Below are 19877 nucleotides of genomic sequence, written 5' to 3'. Positions count from 1 at the left end.
GGTATCCGGGTGACGACAGACCTCGGGCCGTTCGCCCCCACCCGGCAGTGGATGCGGACCCATCCGCTCGCCACCGATGCCGTGCTGGCGTTCGGGGCGTTCGTCGCCATGGTCCTCGGCTCCTTCGCCGATCCGCACGGGCCGCACGGGCCCACCTTCGGGACGCGCACCCCCGAACCGTTCTCGCTGCTGCTGATGCTGCTCGGCGCGGCCGCCCTGGTCTTCCGGCGCCGGCAGCCGCGCGCCGTGCTCGCCGTGACCTGCGGGCTGTCCCTGCTGGAGCTGACCACGGGGGAACCACGGGCCCCCGTCGCGATGTGCGCCGTGATCGCCCTGTACACGGTGGCCTCCCGCACCGACCGACCGACGACCTGGCGGATCGGGGTGCTCACCATGGCGGGGCTGACGGGCGTGGCCATGCTGGCCGGGCCGCTGCCCTGGTACGCGCAGGAGAACATCGGGATCTTCGCCTGGACCGGGATGGCCGCGGCCGCCGGCGACGCCGTACGCAGCCGGCGGGCCTTCGTCGACGCCATCCGGGAACGGGCCGAGCGCGCCGAGCGGACCCGCGACGAGGAGGCCAGGCGGCGGGTCGCCGAGGAGCGGCTGCGGATCGCCCGGGACCTGCACGACGTGGTCGCCCATCACATCGCACTGGTCAACGTGCAGGCGGGAGTGGCGGCCCACGTCATGGACAGGCGCCCGGACCAGGCCAAGGAGGCGCTGGCGCACGTACGGGACGCCAGCCGGTCGGCGCTGAACGAACTGCGGGCCACGGTGGGGCTCCTACGGCAGTCCGGCGACCCGGAGGCCCCGACGGAGCCCGCGCCGGGGCTCGGCGTCCTGGACGAACTGGTGGACACCTTCCGGCACGCCGGGCTGCCGGTGGAGGTCATCGTCCAGCTGGAGGACGTGGCGGCGGGGCCGCTGCCGGCGGCGGTGGACCTGGCGGCGTACCGGGTGATCCAGGAGGCGCTGACGAACGTACGCAAGCACGCGGGGCCGGGGGCGAAGGCGGAGGTCAGCGTGGTGCGGGTGGGGCCGTCGGTGGAGGTGACGGTCCTGGACGACGGCGGTGAATCGGCGGACCCGGCGCCGGAGCCCGGCGACCCGGGCGGGGGCCACGGTCTCCTCGGCATGCGCGAACGCACCGGCGCCCTGGGCGGCACCTGCTTCGCGGGCCCCCGCTTCGGCGGCGGCTACCGCGTCCACGCCATCCTCCCCCTGGGGTAGCAGCCCTTTCCGGCCCCGGTCCGGCCGTCCCAGCCTCGGTCCAGCACATCCAGCCTCGGTCCGGCAAAACCAGCCTCGCCGGCGTTTGAGCAGGGGGCACCTCCCAGCGGTAGCTGGGGGAGGGTCCGGGCGGAGCCCGGTGCCCGGCGGAGCCGGGTTCCCTGGGGCTCCGCCCCAGACCCCGCGCCTCAAACGCCGGCGAGGCTGAAGATGGCCCCGGCCGCCTGCGGCTGACCGTCGAGCTGGATGTGGCCCCGGCCGGGTTGCGCCGCAGGCGGGGCTGGAGGTGGCCTAGGTCAGGCTGAGAATGCCGGCCAGGCTATTGGCAGACCTGCCGCCAAGCATCCAAGTCGTACCGTTTCTGCATCGAGCTGAACTTCGCCGCCCGGGCCTTCGGGCACCAGCGGTTCAGGCGGCCCTCGTACTCCACGTGGAAGACCGCCTTGCCCGCGTCGATGAACGGCGCGTACCGGTCGCACTCCTCGTACTCCATGCACTGCTCGTTCACCGCGAAGTCGAAGTCCCCGACCAGCTCGGGGATCTGGTCCAGGTCGTTCTTCAGTCCCACCGACATGCCCCGGTCGTGCACCATCCGGGCGATCAGGCGGTTGTACTTCAGCTGGTCGTCCGCGGTCAGCGGGAAGCCGGACCGGTTGGCGTAGCCGTCCATGTTGTCGGGCTCCACCGCGTCGAAGCCCTTCGCCTTGCACATGTCGAACCGCTTGGCCATCAGCGGTTCGAGTTGCGCCAGGGCCCGGATGTCCAGCCAGCGTTCGCCGTCCCAGCCGTTGCCCTCGCCGAGCAGTGCCTTCGGGAAGGCGGCGGCGTCCGGGCGGAAGTCCTCCCAGGCGCCGGTGGAGAGGTAGCAGACGGTCTTGCGGCCGGCCTTCTTCAAGGTGGCGAGCTGCTCCTTCGTGGTGGTGAATCCGTCGACGTCGTAGACGGCCGCCTTCACCGAGGTGTCGAGCTTCCCGGTGAGCTGCCACTGCCAGCCGACCCCCGGCTTCGGTTGCCACCGCTCCCCCGGCGCCGGGTCGGGCGACAGTTCCTCCCGGTCCGGTTCGGGCGGCGGGCTCGTACAGGCGGCGAGCAGCAGCAGGGGCACGGCCAGCAGGAGTGCGAGCTTCCTCATCCCGTCGCCTCCAGCGCGTACGGCAGGGTCCCCCAGGGGTGCGCGCCGCTGCCGGGGACGGCGCAGTGCACCCCGGCTCCGCGTTCGGCGGCGAGTTCCTCGGCGAGCCGGGCGGCGAGCGCGCCCGGCGGGACCCCGTACACGAGGTGGCAGAACCGCTGGGCCGGATGGTCGGCGGTCCAGGGCGGTACGGCGGCCGCGTCCCGGTAGGCGTCCCAGGGGCCTTCGAAGGTGACGAGCAGGTCGGCGAGTTCGGCGTAGCCCGGGTGCGGGTGGACCCCGTGGTTGAGGACGAGGGTCTGGGCGCCCGCGGCTCGGGCGGCGACCGCGAGCCGCCCGTAGTGCGCAAGCAGTTCCGGGTCGGCGGAGGCCTGGTCGAGGAAGGCCCCGTCGGTGGCGTACCAGTCGCGGTGGCGCAACAGGTCCTGCACCACCTCGGCGTGCGGGCGCCGCCCGTAGTCGGTGTCGGCGTATCCGAGGACGGGTACGCCGACCTCGCGCAGCCGCTCGGCGACGGTGGCGAAGCGTTCGTCGCGGGCGGCGCCCGGTCCGCTGTCGGGGTTGAGGACCACCGAGTGCAGCCGGCTGGCGGAGCGGATGAGACGCTCCCAGGCTTCCGGCCGGTCGGCGGGATGCTCGTAGAGGGGCACCAGCAGCATGGGGTCCTTCTTCTCGGACGGACGGTGCGTCATCGGTGGGCGGTCGCTCGGCCGAGGAGCAGGCAGACCAGGGCGGCCAGGACGGCGGCGGCCGCGCCGGCCACGACCAGTTGGACGGCGCGGGGTTGGCCCAGCCCGGTCAGCAGGGCCAGGCTCTGGGCGACGGCGGCCGAGGAGCAGACGACGGCCGCGGGTCGGACGGCGCCGAAGGACTGCAGGAGCAGCCCGGTCCACATGACGGCCCCGAGCAGCAGCAGGGTCGCGATCCGGACCCCGGTGAGGACGGGGGCGTCGGGCCAGAGCAGGGTGCCGACCAGCCCCAGGGCCAGCAGGACGGTCAGGTAGACGGCGAGGCACCGGGTCAGGGTGGTGAGCATCCGGCGCCGGAAGGCCCGGGGCGAGCGGGCCCCTTGGAGCCCGGAGAGGCTCCCGCTGCGGAACCGGTGGAGCAGCCATTCGGCCGGGCCCATGCTGAGGGTGAGGGCCACCGCCGAGGGGGCGGCGACCGCTTCGGCGGGGCCTCCGGCGAGGACCTCGCCGAGGGCGGCGTACAGCACGAGCAGTCCGGTGCCGAGGCCGAAGACCCCGTAGGGGACCGAGTCCCCGATCCGGGGTCCGCGGGATACGAAGTCCTCCTCGGCACCGCGCAGCATCTGCCAGCGCACGGGGCCCTGGCCGGGGCGGCGGGCCGCGGAGGTGCGGATCCGGCGCGCGGCGGCCCGTAGCCCGGCGGCCAGCGGGAGTTCCCGGAGGGCCAGGGTGCAGGCGGCCAGCAGGGACGTCACGAGCAGGGTCACCCGGACCGGTACGGGCAGGTCGACGAAGAGCGCGAGCACCGCTCCGACGGCCATCGGGGCGAGGGCGCAGAGCAGGACCCGTTCCCGGCCGAGGACCAGCAGGACGGTGGCGGCCCCGACGTAGAAGGCCTGTCCGGCGGCGAAGGCGTAGGAGAACGGGGGCCCGCCGGGCACCGACAGGGCGGCGGCGGTGCCGAGGAGGGCGCCGACGGGGGCGCCGACGAGCAGGGTCCGCCCGGCGGCGCGCCGGTCGCCGAGGCCGAGCCAGGAGTAGGCGCGGTGGGACAGGGTCTGGTCCCAGACCCAGCCGATGAGCGCCCCGGCGAGCAGGGTCAGGGTTCCGGCGGGCAGGCCGAGGCGGTCCTGCGGGCCTTCGAGCAGGGGCGCGCCGAGCAGGTAGGCCAGGCCGGGCAGGGCGAAGATCACCCCGCGCAGCAGGCAGGCGGTGAGGGACACCTTCCAGGGGTCGGGGGCGGCGCCCGGCTCCGGGAAGGAGCGGGGCACCCGGGCGTAGAGCTCCTCGGCGAGTCCGAAGGAGTCGTGCCGGCCGTAGGTGAGCCGGATGTACTCGTCCGTCATGCCGTCGGATTCGAGGATGGCGGCGATCTCGTCGGGGTGGACGGCCGAGGCGATGAACACGTCGAGGCGTTCGGCGAGTTCGTCGATCGGGTCGACGGCGGCGTCGGCCGCGGTGACGTCGGCGCCGCGGCGTGGCCGGGGGACGGCCGGGAGGGTGTCGGCGCCGGCTCCGGGGCCCGGTGGCTTCAGCCAGAGGGATCCGCTCACCACAGGCTCCCGTCGGCGGCGAGTTCGCGGTACCAGGGGTCGGCGAGCCGCTGGGTCCATTCGTCGCCCGCGTGGACGGGCAGGACGGGCTGGCCGGCGAGTTCGCGGTAGATGTGCCGGAAGCCGTCCACGGACTGGTGGAGGGTGAACTTCTCCACGACCCGTTTGCGCGACATCCGGCCGAGTTCGGCCCGGCGTCGGTCGTCGCGGAGCAGGGCGAGGGTGGCGCGGGCCATGGTCTCGGGTTCGCGCGGCGGGACGACGAGGCCGGTGTCGCCGACGGCCTCGCGGACTCCGCCGACGTCGGTGGAGACGGTGGTGCGGCCGCAGGACATGGCTTCGATGATGCTGAAGGGGAAGCCCTCGCTGATGGAGGAGAGCATGACGACGCTGCCGGCCGCGTAGGCCTGTGCGACCTGGTCGATGCGGCCCTCGTAGGTGATCCCGTCGGTGACGCCGAGTTCGGCGGCGAGCTTCTCCAGGCGGAGCTTGTACTCCTCGCAGCCGGCCGGCACGGGGCCGAAGAGGCGTAGCCGCAGGGCGGGCAGTTCCTCGCGCATGAAGGCGTAGGCCCGGATGAGGGTTTCGAGGTCCTTGATCGGGTCGATGCGGCCGCACCAGCTGAGGGTGGGCACGTCGGGTTCGGGGCCGGCCTCGGGGAAGGCGTGCGGGTCGACGCCGTTGTAGACGGTGCGGATGCGGTCGGATTCGGCGCCTCCGCGTTCCTCCCAGCGGCGGTTGTACTGGTTGCACGGTGTGATCAGGTCGGCCTGCCGGTAGCCCTCGGTGTTGAGCTCGCGGTAGAAGCCGAGCATGAGGGCCTTGACGGGCCAGCGTTGGGCGGCGCTGCGGTAGCCGAGGTAGCGCTCGCGCAGGTAGATGCCGTGCTCGGTGAGCAGGAAGGGGACCCCGTCGAGGTATTTGGCGGCGAGGGCCGGGAGGGTGGCGAGGCCGCTGCTGACGGCGTGGGCGACGCTGTCGGGCGGGATCCGGACACCGAGCGGGCGCAGTGCGTGTTCCAGCAGGTCGGTGGCGGTGAGCGCGTCGTGGATGGTGGGCGCGGCCTCGGCGGTGACGAGTCCGGGCCGGGTCCATACGGTCATCAGCAGCCGCAGGACGGACTCGGAGCGCAGGGCCGGCGCGAGCTTTCCGGCCCGGGCCAGGACGGCCAGTTCGCGCAGGGCTTCGGAGAAGCTGTGCCGGGCGGGATCGGGCTCGGGGTCGAGCAGGGAGAGCAGGAAGCTCTCGTAGACCTCGGTGAAGCGGCGGTGGGCCCTGCCGCGCAGGGCGGACCGGCGGGTGCGGGACGGGAGCGGCCCCCACAGCGGGAAGGCGGTGTGCCGGTAGACGTTGCGGGGCAGTTCCCAGGTGACCGGCTCTCGTCCGGAGCCGGTCAGGGCTATGACGTTGAAATCCACCTCGGGCATCCCCCGCACCAGTTGGTCGCACCAGGTGCTGACTCCCCCGTGGACGTGCGGATAGGTGCCTTCGGTGAGCATGGTGACGTGACGCCCATGACTCATGCGGTGTGTCCCCCCAGGACGGAAAAGGGGCCGGCGCCCGTGGGTTTCGCGGAGCGCCGGCGCTAGGTGGTACTCGTGGTGGCTTGCGGGAAGGTCAGCTGGGCAGCTTGAGCGTGACGGCGCTCTGGAGCAGCTCAGGACCGGCCCAGGCGGAGCGGGTACCGGCGTACGCGGTGCCGAAGTCGGCGGTGCCGAGCAGCAGCTGCTTCTTGGTGCCGGTGGGCGCGGTCACCGGGGCGACGACCCCGGAGGGGGCCTTGATGGTGACGTCCTTGCCGATGCGGTAGGCGGTGACCTTGCCGTCCGCGAGGGCCTTGTCCCAGGCGGCGCGGCGCTGGAACTCGACGCCGGTGTCCTTCATCGACTGGTTGACGATCGGCGCGCTGGGGGCGTACAGGGCGCGGTAGGTGTCGAGGACCTGGTTGAGGACCGGGTAGAGGGTCCGGTCCTCGGCGAGGTTGGACTGGTGGACGTAGTGCGGCCGCGGGTCGTTGGCCAGGACGTGGCGCAGGGCGGTGCGGGCCTCGGCCGGGACGATGCTGTCGAGGTAGCCGGTGTTGACGTTCAGCGGGGCCGGCAGGCAGGTGGAGGTCGCCGGGTTGTCCTCGCAGACGCCGCTTCCGCCCTGGGCGCGGCTGGTGTAGATCCAGTTGTACTCGTCGGCCATCTCGGCGTTGGTGCCCGTGTTGTAGTACACGTTCATCGGGTGCCGCGGGACCGTGAGGGCGGCGCCGACCGCGCGCTGCGCGGGTTCGCGGGAGTTGTCACTGCCCGCCCACTTCACCCCGTTGTCGGCGAGGGCGCCCGCCAGGTTGGGGTTGTCGACGGGCTGCTGCGGTGCGGTCTTGAGGCCGGAGTGCTCACCGGTGACCAGTTCGGTCTTGTCCGTGGTGATGCCCTTGGTGGCGGCCCAGTTGTTGTTGTCACGGATCTGGGCGGAGATCTCGGCGCGGCTCATGTACTGGATCGCGCCGGCGGAGTTCTTCGTACAGGTCCACGGGGTGACAGTGGTGTTCTGGACGCAGCCGAGGAACGGGTGGGTGTAGGTGTGGTTCATCCAGCGGTACTTGGCGCGGTCGGCGACGAGCTGGGCGGTCAGCGCGTCGACGCCGCCGTTCTCGGCCTTCCACTCCTCCCCGGCGCCGCCGTTGAAGAGCATGTCGAGCTTGAAGTTCTTGGACGTCTGCCACTGCGCCGCGTACACGGCGTCGGCGGCGCTCATCCGGATGGTGCTCTCCTTGCCCTCGCCGCCCGCGCAGGCGTAGTCGCCCGGCGTACAGTTCAGGTCTTTGTTCCAGCGGGCGTCGGGGGCGAAGACGTCGTCGACGTGGACCGCGAAGTAGTTGCGGCTCTGGCCGAGGTGCACCCCCTGGGTCAGCCAGTCGACGATGCCGCGGGCGAGCAGCCGGAACTGCTGCTGGTACTGGTTGTAGCCGAAGGTGACGACCAGTTCGCTGCGGCCGTCGTGCGTGTACTCGCCGACGAGCGAGGCCCGGCCGGAGCCGACGGGCGCGTCGACGTAGCTGGTGTAGCCGGGGCGCGGCTTGCCCATGAAGCCGTAGCTCTCGGGGACCAGGGCCGAGTTGTCCTCGAAGGTGACCTGGCCGCCGAGGTAGGCGAAGGGGCCCGCCTTGCCGGCGGTGGTGACGGCGGCCTGGGTGCCGTCGAGCTGTCCGCTGTAGCCGCCGTTGTCGGTGTACTCCAGCCCGACGCCCGGGTGGGCCCAGGTGTAGGCGTCCACCTGGCGGATGCCGTAGGTGGTCTCGTAGGTGGTGAGTGCGGCCATCTCGGCCGAACCTTCGCCGAACGGGTTCTCGTTCGGCAGGACGACACCCTGGTACTTGGCGCGCGGACGGCCGGTCGCACTGTCGGCGGGTTCGCTGAGGAAGCCCGCGTTGATGACCGGGCGGCCGCTGCTGCCCAGCTGGATGCGGGTGTAAGGCACCCCCGTGTCGCGGAGTTCCGCGGTGATCGCCTCGACCGAGCTGCCGCCGTCGTCGACGACCAGCACCTTCAGGTCGATGCGCGGTGTCGCGGCCGCCTGGGCGGTCGCGGCGGGTACTGCCACGGAGACCAGGGCAGCTACCGCCATCATCGCGGCGACCCTGTTCATCCGGTTCTTGTTGACCATTTTCGGCCTTTCCCCCCGCAGGCATCCCTTGACTCGGCCCTTGGCGGACAGCCGGACCTGGGAGGCTCTGTGGAAATCATGCAAAGGAACCCCGCGTCCCCTTGCGAGAGTGGACCGAGTCTTTCGGACCTCGTCAGGTCTACGAGGCAAACCTGGAGCAGAGTCCACAGATGGGTGAACCTGATGGCCGCTTGATCGAACAACTTGCCAAACCTTCGAGTGACGTACGGACGAGCGCGTACGCGTAGGCTCATTTCTGGCGGCTGTCGGGCCCGAATACGATCGCTACGGATGGCCGTCCACCCACTCGGCCCACACACACAAACGGAAGCGAGACTTCACCACCGTGACTGCTCTGACTCTCAGCACTGCCGGCGCGGCGACGCTCCGCGCCGACGCCCTCGTGGTCGGCGTGGCGAAGGGCCCCAAGGGACCGATCGTCGCCGCGGGCGCCGAGGCCGTGGACAAGGCGTACGACGGTAAGCTCGCCGGCGTCCTCGACGCGCTGGGCGCCTCGGGCGCCGAAGGCGAGATCACCAAGCTGCCGGCCCCGGCGGGCCTCAAGGTCCCGGTCGTGCTGGCGGTGGGGCTCGGCTCCGTCCCCGAGAAGGACGAGTCGTTCGACGAGGAGGTGCTGCGCCGCGCCGCCGGCGCCGCCGCCCGCGCGCTGCACGGCAACAAGAAGGCCGCCTTCGCCCTCCCGCTGGAGGACGCCTCGGCCGTCACCGCCGTCGCCGAGGGCGCGCTGCTGGGCGCGTACGCGTTCACCGCCTACCAGGGCGGCGAGAACAAGGTCCGCAAGGAGGCCAAGGGCGCGGCCCCGAAGGCCCCGCTGGCCGAGGTGGCCCTGCTGGGCGCCAAGCCCCGCGACAAGGAGCACAAGGCCGCGATCGAGCGCGCCGCGGTCGTGGCGGCCGAGGTCAACGTGGCCCGTGACCTGGTGAACACCCCGCCGAACGACCTGACCCCCGAGGCCTTCGCCGCGGTCGCCTCCGCGGCCGCGAAGGAGAACGGCATCAAGGTCCAGGTGCTGGACGAGAAGGCCCTGCTCAAGGGTGGCTACGGCGGCATCATGGGCGTCGGCAAGGGTTCCGAGAACCTGCCGCGCCTGGTGAAGCTCACGTACACGCACCCGAAGGCGGAGAAGACCCTGGCCTTCGTCGGCAAGGGCATCACCTACGACTCGGGCGGCATCTCCCTGAAGCCGGCCGGCCACAACGAGACGATGAAGTGCGACATGGCCGGCGCCGCCGCCGTCTTCGCCTCCGTGGTCGCGGCCGCGAAGCTGGGCCTGCGGGTCAACGTCACCGGCTGGCTCGCGCTCGCCGAGAACATGCCGTCGGGCTCCGCCACCAAGCCCGGTGACGTGCTGCGCATGTACAGCGGCAAGACCGTCGAGGTCCTCAACACGGACGCCGAGGGCCGGCTGGTCCTCGGTGACGCGCTGACCAAGGCCTCCGAGGACAACCCGGACGCGATCGTCGACGTCGCCACCCTGACCGGCGCCATGGTGCTCGCCCTCGGCGACCGCACCTTCGGCATCATGTCGAACGACGACGCCTTCCGTACGTCGATCCACGAGATCGCCGAGGAGGTCGGCGAGTCCTCCTGGCCGATGCCGCTCCCCGCCGAGCTGCGCAAGACCATGGACTCCCCCACCGCCGACATCGCGAACATGGGTGTCCGCATGGGTGGCGGCCTGGTGGCCGGTCTGTTCCTGCAGGAGTTCGTCGGCGAGGGCATCACCTGGGCCCACCTCGACATCGCCGGCCCGGCCTTCCACGAGGGCGCGCCGCACGGCTACACCCCCAAGGGCGGCACCGGCTCCGCCGTCCGCACCCTGGTGCGGCTGGCCGAGCGTACGGCCACGGGCGACCTCGGCTGACGACCTCGTTCGATGTGATGTGACGCACCCCGGGCCGGGTCAGGGCCCGGGGTGCGTTGCGTCGTCGCGCCGTCCGCGTCCGTCTCACGACGAAACCTGAAGGAATCGGTAGGTATCTCGGTAGGTACCTACGCACAGGTAACCTCCGGTCCGGGCTGATCGCCCGATCACATCGTGGGCCCGGCGTCCCGTGTTCCCCCGACAAATGCGAAGATGGGTTCTCGGCAGGACAGGGCCCCCACCACAGGGCCGAAGAAACAAGCGGCCGTATACCAGCCGCCGCCCGGTCACTGAGGACCGGTGCCCGGCGCACATGCATGGAGGACGTGACGTGGCGAACGACGCCAGCACCGTTTTCGACCTAGTGATCCTCGGCGGTGGCAGTGGCGGTTACGCCGCGGCGCTGCGCGCATCCCAGCTGGGTCTGGACGTTGCCCTGATCGAGAAGAACAAGCTCGGCGGCACCTGCCTGCACAACGGCTGCATCCCCACGAAGGCTCTGCTGCACGCGGGCGAGATCGCGGACCAGGCGCGTGAAGCCGCCCAGTTCGGTGTCAAGACCTCCTTCGAGGGAATCGACATCGCGGGTGTCCACAAGTACAAGGACGAGGTCATCTCGGGCCTGTACAAGGGTCTGCAGGGCCTGGTCGCCTCCCGCAAGGTGACCTACATCGAGGGAGAGGGTCGCCTCTCCTCCCCGACTTCCGTCGACGTGAACGGCCGGCGCATCCAGGGCCGCCACATCCTGCTGGCGACCGGCTCCGTGCCGAAGTCCCTGCCGGGCCTGAACATCGACGGCAACCGCATCATCTCCTCGGACCACGCGCTGGTCCTGGACCGCGTCCCCGAGTCGGCGATCGTCCTGGGCGGCGGCGTCATCGGCGTCGAGTTCGCCTCGGCGTGGAAGTCCTTCGGCTCCGACATCACCGTCATCGAGGGCCTCAAGCACCTCGTGCCGGTCGAGGACGAGAACAGCTCGAAGCTGCTGGAGCGCGCGTTCCGCAAGCGCGGCATCAAGTTCAACCTGGGCACCTTCTTCGACAAGGCCGAGTACACGGAGAACGGCGTCCGCGTGACGCTGGTCGACGGCAAGACCTTCGAGGCCGAGGTGCTGCTGGTCGCGGTGGGTCGCGGCCCCGTCTCGCAGGGTCTGGGCTACGAGGAGCAGGGCGTCGCGATGGACCGCGGCTACGTCCTGGTCGACGAGTACATGCAGACCAACGTGCCGACCATCTCGGCCGTCGGTGACCTCGTCCCCACCCTCCAGCTCGCGCACGTCGGCTTCGCCGAGGGCATCCTGGTCGCAGAGCGTCTGGCCGGTCTCAAGGCCGTCCCGATCGACTACGACGGTGTCCCGCGCGTCACCTACTGCCACCCCGAGGTCGCTTCCGTCGGCATCACCGAGGCCAAGGCCAAGGAGATCTACGGCGCGGACAAGGTCGTGGCCCTGAAGTACAACCTGGCGGGCAACGGCAAGAGCAAGATCCTCAAGACCGCGGGCGAGATCAAGCTCGTCCAGGTCAAGGACGGTGCCGTGGTCGGCGTCCACATGGTCGGTGACCGGATGGGCGAGCAGGTCGGCGAGGCCCAGCTGATCTACAACTGGGAAGCTCTGCCGGCCGAGGTCGCGCAGCTCATCCACGCGCACCCGACCCAGAACGAAGCGATGGGCGAGGCCCACCTGGCCCTGGCCGGCAAGCCGCTTCACTCCCACGACTAATTCGTCACGGGCGCGACGACCACTTCCGCACTTTCGTTAGGAGCAACTGAAACCATGTCGGTTTCCGTAACCCTTCCGGCGCTCGGTGAGAGCGTCACCGAGGGCACTGTCACCCGCTGGCTGAAGGCCGAGGGCGAGCGCGTCGAGGCCGACGAGCCGCTGCTCGAGGTCTCGACCGACAAGGTCGACACCGAGATCCCCTCCCCCGTGTCGGGCATCCTGGCGTCCATCAAGGTCGCCGAGGACGAGACCGTCGAGGTCGGCGCCGAGCTGGCCGTCATCGACGACGGCTCCGGCGCTCCGGCCGCTGCCGCGGCTCCGGCCGCCGAGCCGGCCGCCGCCGAGGCCCCCGCTGCCGCTCCGGCTCCGGTCGCCGAGGCCCCCGCGGCCCCGGCTCCCGCCGCCGAGGCGCCCGCCGAGGCCCCCGCCGCCGCTCCGGCCGCGGCCGGTACCGATGTCGTGCTCCCCGCCCTGGGCGAGTCCGTCACCGAGGGCACCGTCACCCGCTGGCTGAAGCAGGTCGGCGAGTCCGTCGAGGCCGACGAGCCGCTGCTCGAGGTCTCCACGGACAAGGTCGACACCGAGATCCCCGCGCCGGTCTCCGGCACGCTGCTGGAGATCCGGATCAACGAGGACGAGACCGCCGAGGTCGGCACCGTCCTGGCCGTCATCGGCGCCGCGGGTGCCGCTCCGGCCGCCCCGGCTCCGGCTGCCGCCCCGGCCCCCGAGGCCGCTCCGGCTCCGGCTGCCCCGGCTCCGGCTGCCCCGGTCGCCGCTCCGGCTCCGGTCGCCCCGGCCGCTCCGGTCGCCGCCCCGGCTCCGGTCCAGGCCGCCGCCCCGGTGGCCGCTCCGGCTCCGGTCGCCCCCGTCGCCCCGGCTCCGGCCGCCGCTCCGGCGTCCGCCGGTGACGAGGCCGCGTACGTGACCCCGCTGGTGCGCAAGCTCGCCTCGGAGTCCGGCGTCAACCTGTCCACGGTCTCGGGCACCGGTGTCGGTGGCCGTATCCGCAAGCAGGACGTCCTGGCCGCCGCAGAGGCCGCCAAGGCCGCTGCCGCCGCCCCGGCGCCGGCCGCCGCCGCTCCGGCCGCGAAGGCTCCGGCCGCCGCGGTGTCCGAGCTGCGCGGTCAGACGGTCAAGATGACGCGCATGCGCAAGGTCATCGGCGACAACATGATGAAGGCCCTGCACTCGCAGGCTCAGCTCAGCTCCGTGGTCGAGGTGGACATCACCAAGATCATGAAGCTGCGCGAGAAGGCCAAGGGCGCGTTCCTGGCCCGTGAGGGCGTCAAGCTCTCGCCGATGCCGTTCTTCGTCAAGGCCGCTGCCCAGGCGCTGAAGGCCCACGCGGTCGTGAACGCCCGGATCAACGAGGACGAGGGCACCATCACCTACTTCGACTCGGAGAACATCGGCATCGCCGTGGACTCCGAGAAGGGCCTGATGACCCCGGTCATCAAGGGTGCCGGTGACCTCAACCTGGCGGGCATCTCCAAGGCGACCGCCGACCTGGCCGCCAAGGTCCGTGGCAACAAGATCACGCCGGACGAGCTGTCGGGCGCGACCTTCACCATCAGCAACACCGGCTCGCGCGGTGCGCTGTTCGACACGGTCATCGTGCCCCCGAACCAGGTCGCCATCCTGGGCATCGGTGCCACGGTGAAGCGTCCGGTGGTCCTGGAGACCGCCGAGGGCACCGTCATCGGCGCCCGCGACATGACGTACCTGACCCTGTCCTACGACCACCGCCTGGTGGACGGCGCGGACGCGGCCCGGTACCTCTCGGCCGTCAAGGCGATCCTGGAGGCCGGCGAGTTCGAGGTCGAGCTCGGCCTGTAAGGCTCCGCCCCAAGGCTCCATCGCACGCGGCACCCCCGTCCGGGATCTTCCCCGGGCGGGGGTGCCGTCGTCGTCCTAGCCTGAAGACATGGCACGTACACCAGTGACCGACGTGGTCGTGGTACTGCCGGGCATCACGGGCAGCGCCCTAGCCGACGCCGGTGGCAAACACCTGTGGAACCTCTCGGGCAACGCGCTGTGGCAGGCCGCCCGCACCTTCGGCGGCTCCGTGAAGGAGCTGCAGCTGCCCCGGGACCTCGGGGACGACCATCCCGGCGACGGGGTCGTCGCCACGGAGCTGATTCCGGGCTTCCACGCACTGGCCGGGCTCTGGCGCCCCGTGGCCGGCTACGGCGGCCTCCTGGCCTCCCTGCAGAAGACCTTCACCCTGGACCCCGCCCGGGAAGGGACCCCCGGCAACCTGCTGCCGTTCCCGTACGACTGGCGCCTCTCCTGCCGCTACAACGCCGAACTCCTGAAAACCTGTGTCGACCGGGAGCTGGGGCAGTGGCGGAAGTCCGCCCCCGAGCGCCGTGACGCCCGCGTGATCTTCGTCTGCCACTCCATGGGCGGGCTGGTGGCCCGCTGGTACGTGGAGTGCCTCGGGGGTCACGAAATCACCCGGCACCTGATCACCCTGGGCACCCCGCACCGGGGCTCCATGAACGCCCTCGACTCCCTGGTCAACGGCATGACCAAGGGGTGGGGCCCCCTGAGCGTGGACCTCAGTGCCTTCGCCCGCAGCCTGCCCTCCCTGCACCAGCTGGCCCCCGACTACAAGTGCGTGACGGTACCGGGCGGACTCGCGAACCCGCGTGACCTGCCGGGTCTCCCGGGCTGCGACCCGACGCTGCTGATGGACGCGGGCGAGTTCCACGCCGCGCTGCGCAAGGCCGCGGCGGGGCGCTCCGACCGCACGAGCCTGCAGGCGGTCGTGGGCGTGCGCCAGCCGACCGCGACCACCGCCACGTACGAGGGTGACCGGCTGGTCCCGCTGGTGGAGATCAAGGGCAAGGACGAGGGCGGCGACGGCACGGTCCCCCGCCTCGCGGCCCGTCCCGGGAGCGTAGCGAACGGGGGCTACGACCTGGAGGAGAAACACACTCCGTGCGAGCACCACGGCTCCCTCCAGGACAACCCGGGCGTACAGGACGTCCTGTGGCAGCTTCTGGGCCGGCCGCCGGAGTTCCACTTGGCCGACGACGACTTCGTACCGCTCGGTGTGCTGGCGCCCTCCCTGTTGGAGCCCGGGGAGCCGTTCGAAGTCTCGGTCTCGGTCCCCCCGGAAGTCGAGCGCCACGACGAGCTGAGGATCACTGCGGAGCTCAGCCGTGACGGCGATGGCACGCCGTCCTCGCGCTCCCTGGCCAACCGGGGCGAAGGCCGCTACTCCACCACCTTCCCCGCGCCCGAACCGGGTGGCTACCGGGTCGTGGTGCAGGAGGGGAAGAACTCGGCGGCGGCGGTGACGGCGCTGACGCTCGTGTGTGGGAACGGTGGGTGAGCGGGGCAAACGGCTCCGGGGGACGGTCCTCGGCGTCGTCGTGCAGAACTACCAGAGCGAGGGGTTCCGGGACCTGGCGGGGGCGTGCGACCAGATGCGGGAGCTGTGCGGGGTGCTCGCCACCTACGGATACACCCCGACCGTGGTGGAAGATCCCACCCGGGACGGTGTCAAGCGGGCACTGAAAGCCTGGAGCGACGACTGGGCCGCGAAGGGCCGCCACGGTCCGGCCGTCGTCTTGTGGTTCGGCCACGGTGTGCTGAGGAACCACAAGCTGCGCCTGATCGTGAGCGACACCCTCGACAAGCGGAGTCTGGAGCAGACCTACGCAACCGACCTGCTGGTGGACGCCGTGGGGGCGAGCCAAGCGGACCAGGTGCTGATCATGGTCGACAGTTGCCACGCGGGGGCGGGGCTGCCGAACCTCTTCGAAGAGGGGATGCACTGGCTCACGGAGCGCACCCGGCCACCGGGCCGCTTGGCCTGGCTCGGCATGGTCGCGGGCTGCCAGGCAGACCAGCAAGCCGACGCCGACGGCATCCTGCTCAGGACCGCCACCCAGGTGCTGCGCGAAGGGCCGGCCACGGCGCAGCGCTCCCCGGACGGGAGTCGCCACGCCCCCGGGATCACCGGAGTCACGCTGATGACCGAGGTACGGAGGCTGTGGCCGCAGGACGCCGGACAGATCTCGGTGCCCGTGAATCTGGGAGACCTCTCCCCCCTGCCGATGTTCACCGACCCCCGGCCCGTCACCACCTCTGATCCGGAACTGGTGGAGCATCTGGTCCGCGCTGCGCGCGGCGCCGACCGGCTCGACAAGGGATGGTTCTTCAGCGGTCGCCGCCGCGTGCTGGAGGAGATCTCGGCGTGGCTGGACACCTGCCGGCCGGGGTTGCTCCTGGTGACGGGAGGGGCGGGGGCCGGGAAGTCGGCCGTCCTGGGCAGGATCTGGACCCTCTCCGACCCCGAGCACCGGGCGGACGTCCTTGCCCATGCCCCGCCGGCACCCGACGACCCGGATCCGGGTGTGGACGCAGTGGACGCCGCACTCCACATGCGGGGGCTCACGGTGCAGCACCTCATGGAGGCGCTGGCCCGGGCCCTGGTACTGCCGGTCCCGGCGACACCCGCTTCCCTGATCGCGTCGGTGGAGGCGAAATGGCCACCCCCCGGGCGGCCCGTCACTCTGATCCTGGACGGCCTCGACGAGGCTGCCCCCGGTCAGGCGGATCGCATGGCCACGGAGCTGCTGGCTCCGCTGAGCCGGGTGGCGTGCGTCCTGCTCGGGTCCCGGGACCGGGCGTTCAGTCCGCAGGCCCAGCGCGGGGAGCCTTTCGGGCACGTCCTGAGCCGCATGCTCGGCGCCCGCGCACGGGTCATCGACCTGGACAAGGAGGCCGACACCGCGGGTGACATCGAGTGCTACAGCTCCCGGAGGCTGAAGGCCTCGGGCCTGCCGGACGGGGAGGCCCAGGAGGCAGCGCGGCTCATCGCGGGGCGTACCGACGAGGGCGGCGGGGGTTTCCTCCTCGCCGACCTGGCTACGGATGCGGTGTCCTGCATGTTCTCCGCATCGGGCAAGGAAGACTGGAACCGGGTCATCCCCGACTCCATCGGGGCCGCGTTCGATCAGGAACTGGAAACCGGCCCGCAGCGGATGCGCGACGGCAGGCTCCTGCCGCACGCGGCGGAAGCCCTCCTCACCGCACTGGCGTGGAGCACGGGGAGCGGCCTGCCGGCGCGGGGCGTTTGGGAGGCCGTCGCCTCCGCTCTGGGACCGGACGGCACCGTCTACGAAGCCTCGGACGTGAACTGGCTGCTGAATGCCCACGGGCGCTGCGTCATCGAGGAGGGAGACGGGGTCCAAGCCGTCTTCCGCCTCTACCACCAGGAACTGGTGGCCCACCTGCGACAGGTCTCCGCAACGCGACATGCGGAGCCGGCGTTCCTCGTCGCCCGCACCCTGGTCGACCTCCTCCGGTCCCAGAGCGCCGACGCTTCCGTCCTCGAGGACGCCAACCCCTATCTGCTGAGATCCCTGTCCGAGCACTGCGCCCTGGCCGGCGAGAGCGGCATCGGCCTGGTCCGTGAGCTGTCCGCGCTCGCACCGGAGGCGTTCCGCCCGGATCTGGCGGAAACGCTCATGGACGTCGCGTTCGGGCTGACGCACCGGCTCCGCTGGGAGGACGCGGCGCTGCTCGGGCGCGAAGGCAGCGAACTCTTCGGGACGCTCGCCGGGGAGAACCCCCGCGAGCGCCGTCCCGACTACGCCCAGTCACTCAACGTCCTGGCCCACATCGAATGCGAGAGCGACGCGGAGCGTGCGCTCAAGACCGTCACCCGCGCCGCCGAAGAGTTCCGGGCCCTCAGCCGGGACGACCCCACCGCCCATCGCCCCGGCCTCGCTCTGTGCCTGTACAACCTCCGGGCCATTCATGGCAGGCGGGGGGACCGGCAGGGCGCGTTCCGGGCCATGGCGGCCGCCGTCGCCAACTACCGGCTGATGGCGAGGAACAACCCCGTGGCCTACCTTCCGGAGCTGGCCTGGTCCCTCCTGGATCTCGCGTTCCTCCAGAAGGAGAACCAGGACGTACAGGCGGCCCTGGGCACTCTCTCCGAAGCCGTCGGAACCTACCGGGGGCTCACCACGGACAACCCGGCCGCGTACCTGGCGCAGCTGGCGACCGCACACGAACGGTTCTCGGAACTGGCCTCCACCGAGCAGGCCTCCGCCCTGTACACCTCCTCGGAACGGGCACTCTCCGAGCACCCGGAAGCGGCCCGCAAACTCGCCTGTGACCACGCCAGGCTGCTCCTCGCGCGTACGGGCGGCACCGACCACGAGCTCCGTACGCTCATCGGGCTCACGGATCCGGCGCAGCGTTGCGGCTCCGAGGACAGCACCCCCCTTCTTGCACGGCAGTCGCTGCGCAACCACCGGCGTACCGGCAACGCGGCCGCCGAGCAGGTCGACGGCTTGTGGCGCACGGTCACCGGGGGCGAGCCGCCCGACTGGCTGGAGATACCTGACGCGTCGTTCGAGCTCGCCATTGACTGGGTCGCGCTGCCCACCTGGGCCGAGGCCCGCCGCTTCTGGGACACCCACGGCGACCTCCTGCAGACGGCCACGGTCACGGCCGCCCTGGAGGACCTCGCCCTGATCGACAAGGTCGCGGAACTACGCCTCGCGGTCGCCCGCGAGGCCGCGGCCGACGGCCCCGACGCGGCGTTCCGCGCACATCTCAGCACCGAATTCCTCACTGTCTGGCGAAAGATCCCCACCTGGCCGGAGTCCCGGCAGTACCTGACCGAGCATTCCGAGTTCATCCTCGACGACCGCGCCCTCGAGCTGCTCGGCTCCACGCTCGCGACGCCCCGTCAGGTGGAGCACTTCGCAGTGGCCACCCTGGCACGCGCCGACGGAATTCCGGCCGCTTACCAGTACATCGAGGACCGGGCCGCGTTGCGCGCCCGGCTCGAACGGCTGCTGAACTCCCCCGGGGAGCCGAACTCTCCGGACCTCCTCCTCGCCATCGCGTTCATCGAGTTCTCCGTTTACCGCGAGGCGTTCACCGGCCAGGCGCACGGGAGGCTGGCCTTCGTTCTGGAGGGGAACGACGTCGACGCGGGCGAATGGCACCACTCCCGGCTCGACGAGCGGAACCGCTTCATCGACGACATCGCGTGCGCCTTCAAGCACCACCCCCACCACCACGCGGCCCTCGCCGCCCTCATCGCGAGCATCCGGGCCTCGGCCTCCCCACAGCCTCTGTAATCAGCCTCACCTGCGGTCCCTGGCGCTAACGCGCTGCGCTGGGCCGCTGCCACCGTATTGTCTACGCATCAGGCCCCGCATGACCCTGCACACCCACCAGGAGATGAAGCCCCGATGATCACCCCACCCGTCGTGCACTCGCTGCGCGAGCAGATCCGCGAGCACATCGTGGAGGGGATCGTCAGCGGGCGCTGGAAGCCCGGCGAGCGGATCGTCGAGCGGCGGATCGCCGTGGAGCTGGAGGTCAGCCAGACCCCCGTACGGGAGGCCCTGCGCGAGCTGGAGACGCTGCGGCTGATCGAGTCGGCGCCGAACAAGGGCGTGCGCGTACGGAACCTCTCCGCGGCCGACCTGGAGGAGATCTACCCGGTCCGGGCCGGTCTGGAGCAGATCGCGGCCGAGCTGGCCGCGCCGCGGCTGGCGAGCGACTGCTCGGCGCTGGAGCCGCACGTCGCGGCGCTGTGGGAGGCCGACCGGACCGAGGACGGGACCGCGCAGGTGCGGCACACCGTCGGGTTCCACCGGGAGATGGTGCGGGCCGCCGGGAACAGCGTGCTGCTGCACACCTGGGAGAGCCTGGGCATCGAGGTGTTCACGGCGCTGTCCATCCGCTGGCTGGGGACCGTCCAGAAGTCGTACGCGGAGGAGCACGAGGCTCTCGTCGAGGCGTTCCGCAGCCAGGATCCGGACATCGGTCTGCTCGTGAAGCGGCATGTCCTGGGGTGCGCTCCGCGCGCTTGATCGACTGAGGGCGGGCCCGTTTGTCCGCGTTTGCCCGGCACCGCGTGCCTTTTTCTCTGGCACGCGGTGCCGACTTTCGCCGGATGGACGTTTCATTGTCACTTTTATTTGATCGATCATCGATCAGCGATTTACAGTCGTCGCGGACCTCAACC

General features: G+C 71.4%; 12 protein-coding genes. 7 read left to right on the top strand and 5 right to left on the bottom strand.

What is annotated here, in order from left to right:
• The first annotated feature begins 9 nt into the window (after positions 1–9).
• Complete coding sequence (locus ACWG52_RS26725) at positions 10–1233, top strand: sensor histidine kinase (protein WP_390139869.1); 1224 nt, start codon at positions 10–12, stop codon at positions 1231–1233.
• Between the two features lie 319 nt (positions 1234–1552).
• Here the strand turns inward: ACWG52_RS26725 and ACWG52_RS26720 are convergent, their stop codons facing one another.
• From ACWG52_RS26720 to ACWG52_RS26700, 5 genes are all read right to left on the bottom strand, one after another.
• Positions 1553–2365 carry an endo alpha-1,4 polygalactosaminidase gene (locus tag ACWG52_RS26720; RefSeq protein ID WP_389812240.1) on the bottom strand — a complete coding sequence of 271 codons (813 nt, stop codon included), beginning with the start codon at positions 2363–2365 and terminating at the stop codon, positions 1553–1555.
• Positions 2362–3057 (bottom strand): spherulation-specific family 4 protein, encoded by a 696-nt coding sequence (locus ACWG52_RS26715; RefSeq protein ID WP_453126167.1) that lies wholly within the window; start codon positions 3055–3057, stop codon positions 2362–2364. The genes ACWG52_RS26720 and ACWG52_RS26715 overlap by 4 nt, the downstream gene beginning before the upstream one ends.
• Positions 3054–4607 (bottom strand): hypothetical protein, encoded by a 1554-nt coding sequence (locus ACWG52_RS26710; RefSeq protein WP_389812246.1) that lies wholly within the window; start codon positions 4605–4607, stop codon positions 3054–3056. The genes ACWG52_RS26715 and ACWG52_RS26710 overlap by 4 nt, the downstream gene beginning before the upstream one ends.
• Positions 4604–6130 carry a GT4 family glycosyltransferase PelF gene (pelF, locus tag ACWG52_RS26705; RefSeq protein WP_389812248.1) on the bottom strand — a complete coding sequence of 509 codons (1527 nt, stop codon included), beginning with the start codon at positions 6128–6130 and terminating at the stop codon, positions 4604–4606. Before pelF ends, ACWG52_RS26710 begins: the two co-directional genes overlap by 4 nt.
• A gap of 94 nt (positions 6131–6224) precedes the next feature.
• Positions 6225–8261, bottom strand: coding sequence for a hypothetical protein (locus ACWG52_RS26700; protein WP_389812251.1), 2037 nt, complete (start codon positions 8259–8261; stop codon positions 6225–6227).
• 346 nt (positions 8262–8607) lie between these two features.
• Between ACWG52_RS26700 and ACWG52_RS26695 the strand changes: the two genes are divergently transcribed.
• The 6 genes from ACWG52_RS26695 to ACWG52_RS26670 all read left to right on the top strand — a co-directional run bounded on the left by ACWG52_RS26695 (position 8608) and on the right by ACWG52_RS26670 (position 19722).
• Positions 8608–10146 carry a leucyl aminopeptidase gene (locus ACWG52_RS26695; RefSeq protein WP_375943957.1) on the top strand — a complete coding sequence of 513 codons (1539 nt, stop codon included), beginning with the start codon at positions 8608–8610 and terminating at the stop codon, positions 10144–10146.
• Between the two features lie 331 nt (positions 10147–10477).
• Complete coding sequence (lpdA, locus tag ACWG52_RS26690) at positions 10478–11866, top strand: dihydrolipoyl dehydrogenase (RefSeq protein ID WP_030731050.1); 1389 nt, start codon at positions 10478–10480, stop codon at positions 11864–11866.
• A 54-nt stretch (positions 11867–11920) separates the two neighbouring features.
• The gene (gene sucB, locus ACWG52_RS26685) at positions 11921–13702 is read left to right on the top strand and encodes a 2-oxoglutarate dehydrogenase, E2 component, dihydrolipoamide succinyltransferase (RefSeq protein ID WP_390139873.1); all 1782 of its coding nucleotides are present in this window, start codon (positions 11921–11923) and stop codon (positions 13700–13702) included.
• Positions 13703–13790: 88 nt separating this feature from the next.
• Entirely contained in the window at positions 13791–15206 is a 1416-nt protein-coding gene (locus ACWG52_RS26680) for an esterase/lipase family protein (protein ID WP_389812260.1), read from the top strand.
• Positions 15190–18981, top strand: a complete 3792-nt coding sequence (locus tag ACWG52_RS26675) for a caspase family protein (protein WP_453126163.1) — start codon at positions 15190–15192, stop codon at positions 18979–18981. Before ACWG52_RS26680 ends, ACWG52_RS26675 begins: the two co-directional genes overlap by 17 nt.
• A gap of 117 nt (positions 18982–19098) precedes the next feature.
• Entirely contained in the window at positions 19099–19722 is a 624-nt protein-coding gene (locus ACWG52_RS26670) for a GntR family transcriptional regulator (RefSeq protein ID WP_030010631.1), read from the top strand.
• Positions 19723–19877: the final 155 nt, after the last annotated feature.

It is taken from the genome of Streptomyces sp. CLCI03, assembly GCF_053615355.1.
The sequence above is the reverse complement of the archived record's forward strand: the minus strand, read 5'-3'. Positions and strand labels throughout refer to the sequence as shown.

Excerpts from the sequence above, each read along its gene's own strand:
- ACWG52_RS26720 (WP_389812240.1), bottom strand. The coding sequence starts at position 2,365 with ATGAGGAAGCTCGCACTCCTGCTGGCCGTGCCCCTGCTGCTGCTCGCC.
- ACWG52_RS26715 (WP_453126167.1), bottom strand. The coding sequence starts at position 3,057 with ATGACGCACCGTCCGTCCGAGAAGAAGGACCCCATGCTGCTGGTGCCC.
- pelF (WP_389812248.1), bottom strand. The coding sequence starts at position 6,130 with ATGAGTCATGGGCGTCACGTCACCATGCTCACCGAAGGCACCTATCCG.
- ACWG52_RS26700 (WP_389812251.1), bottom strand. The coding sequence starts at position 8,261 with ATGGTCAACAAGAACCGGATGAACAGGGTCGCCGCGATGATGGCGGTA.
- sucB (WP_390139873.1), top strand. The coding sequence starts at position 11,921 with ATGTCGGTTTCCGTAACCCTTCCGGCGCTCGGTGAGAGCGTCACCGAG.
- ACWG52_RS26680 (WP_389812260.1), top strand. The coding sequence starts at position 13,791 with ATGGCACGTACACCAGTGACCGACGTGGTCGTGGTACTGCCGGGCATC.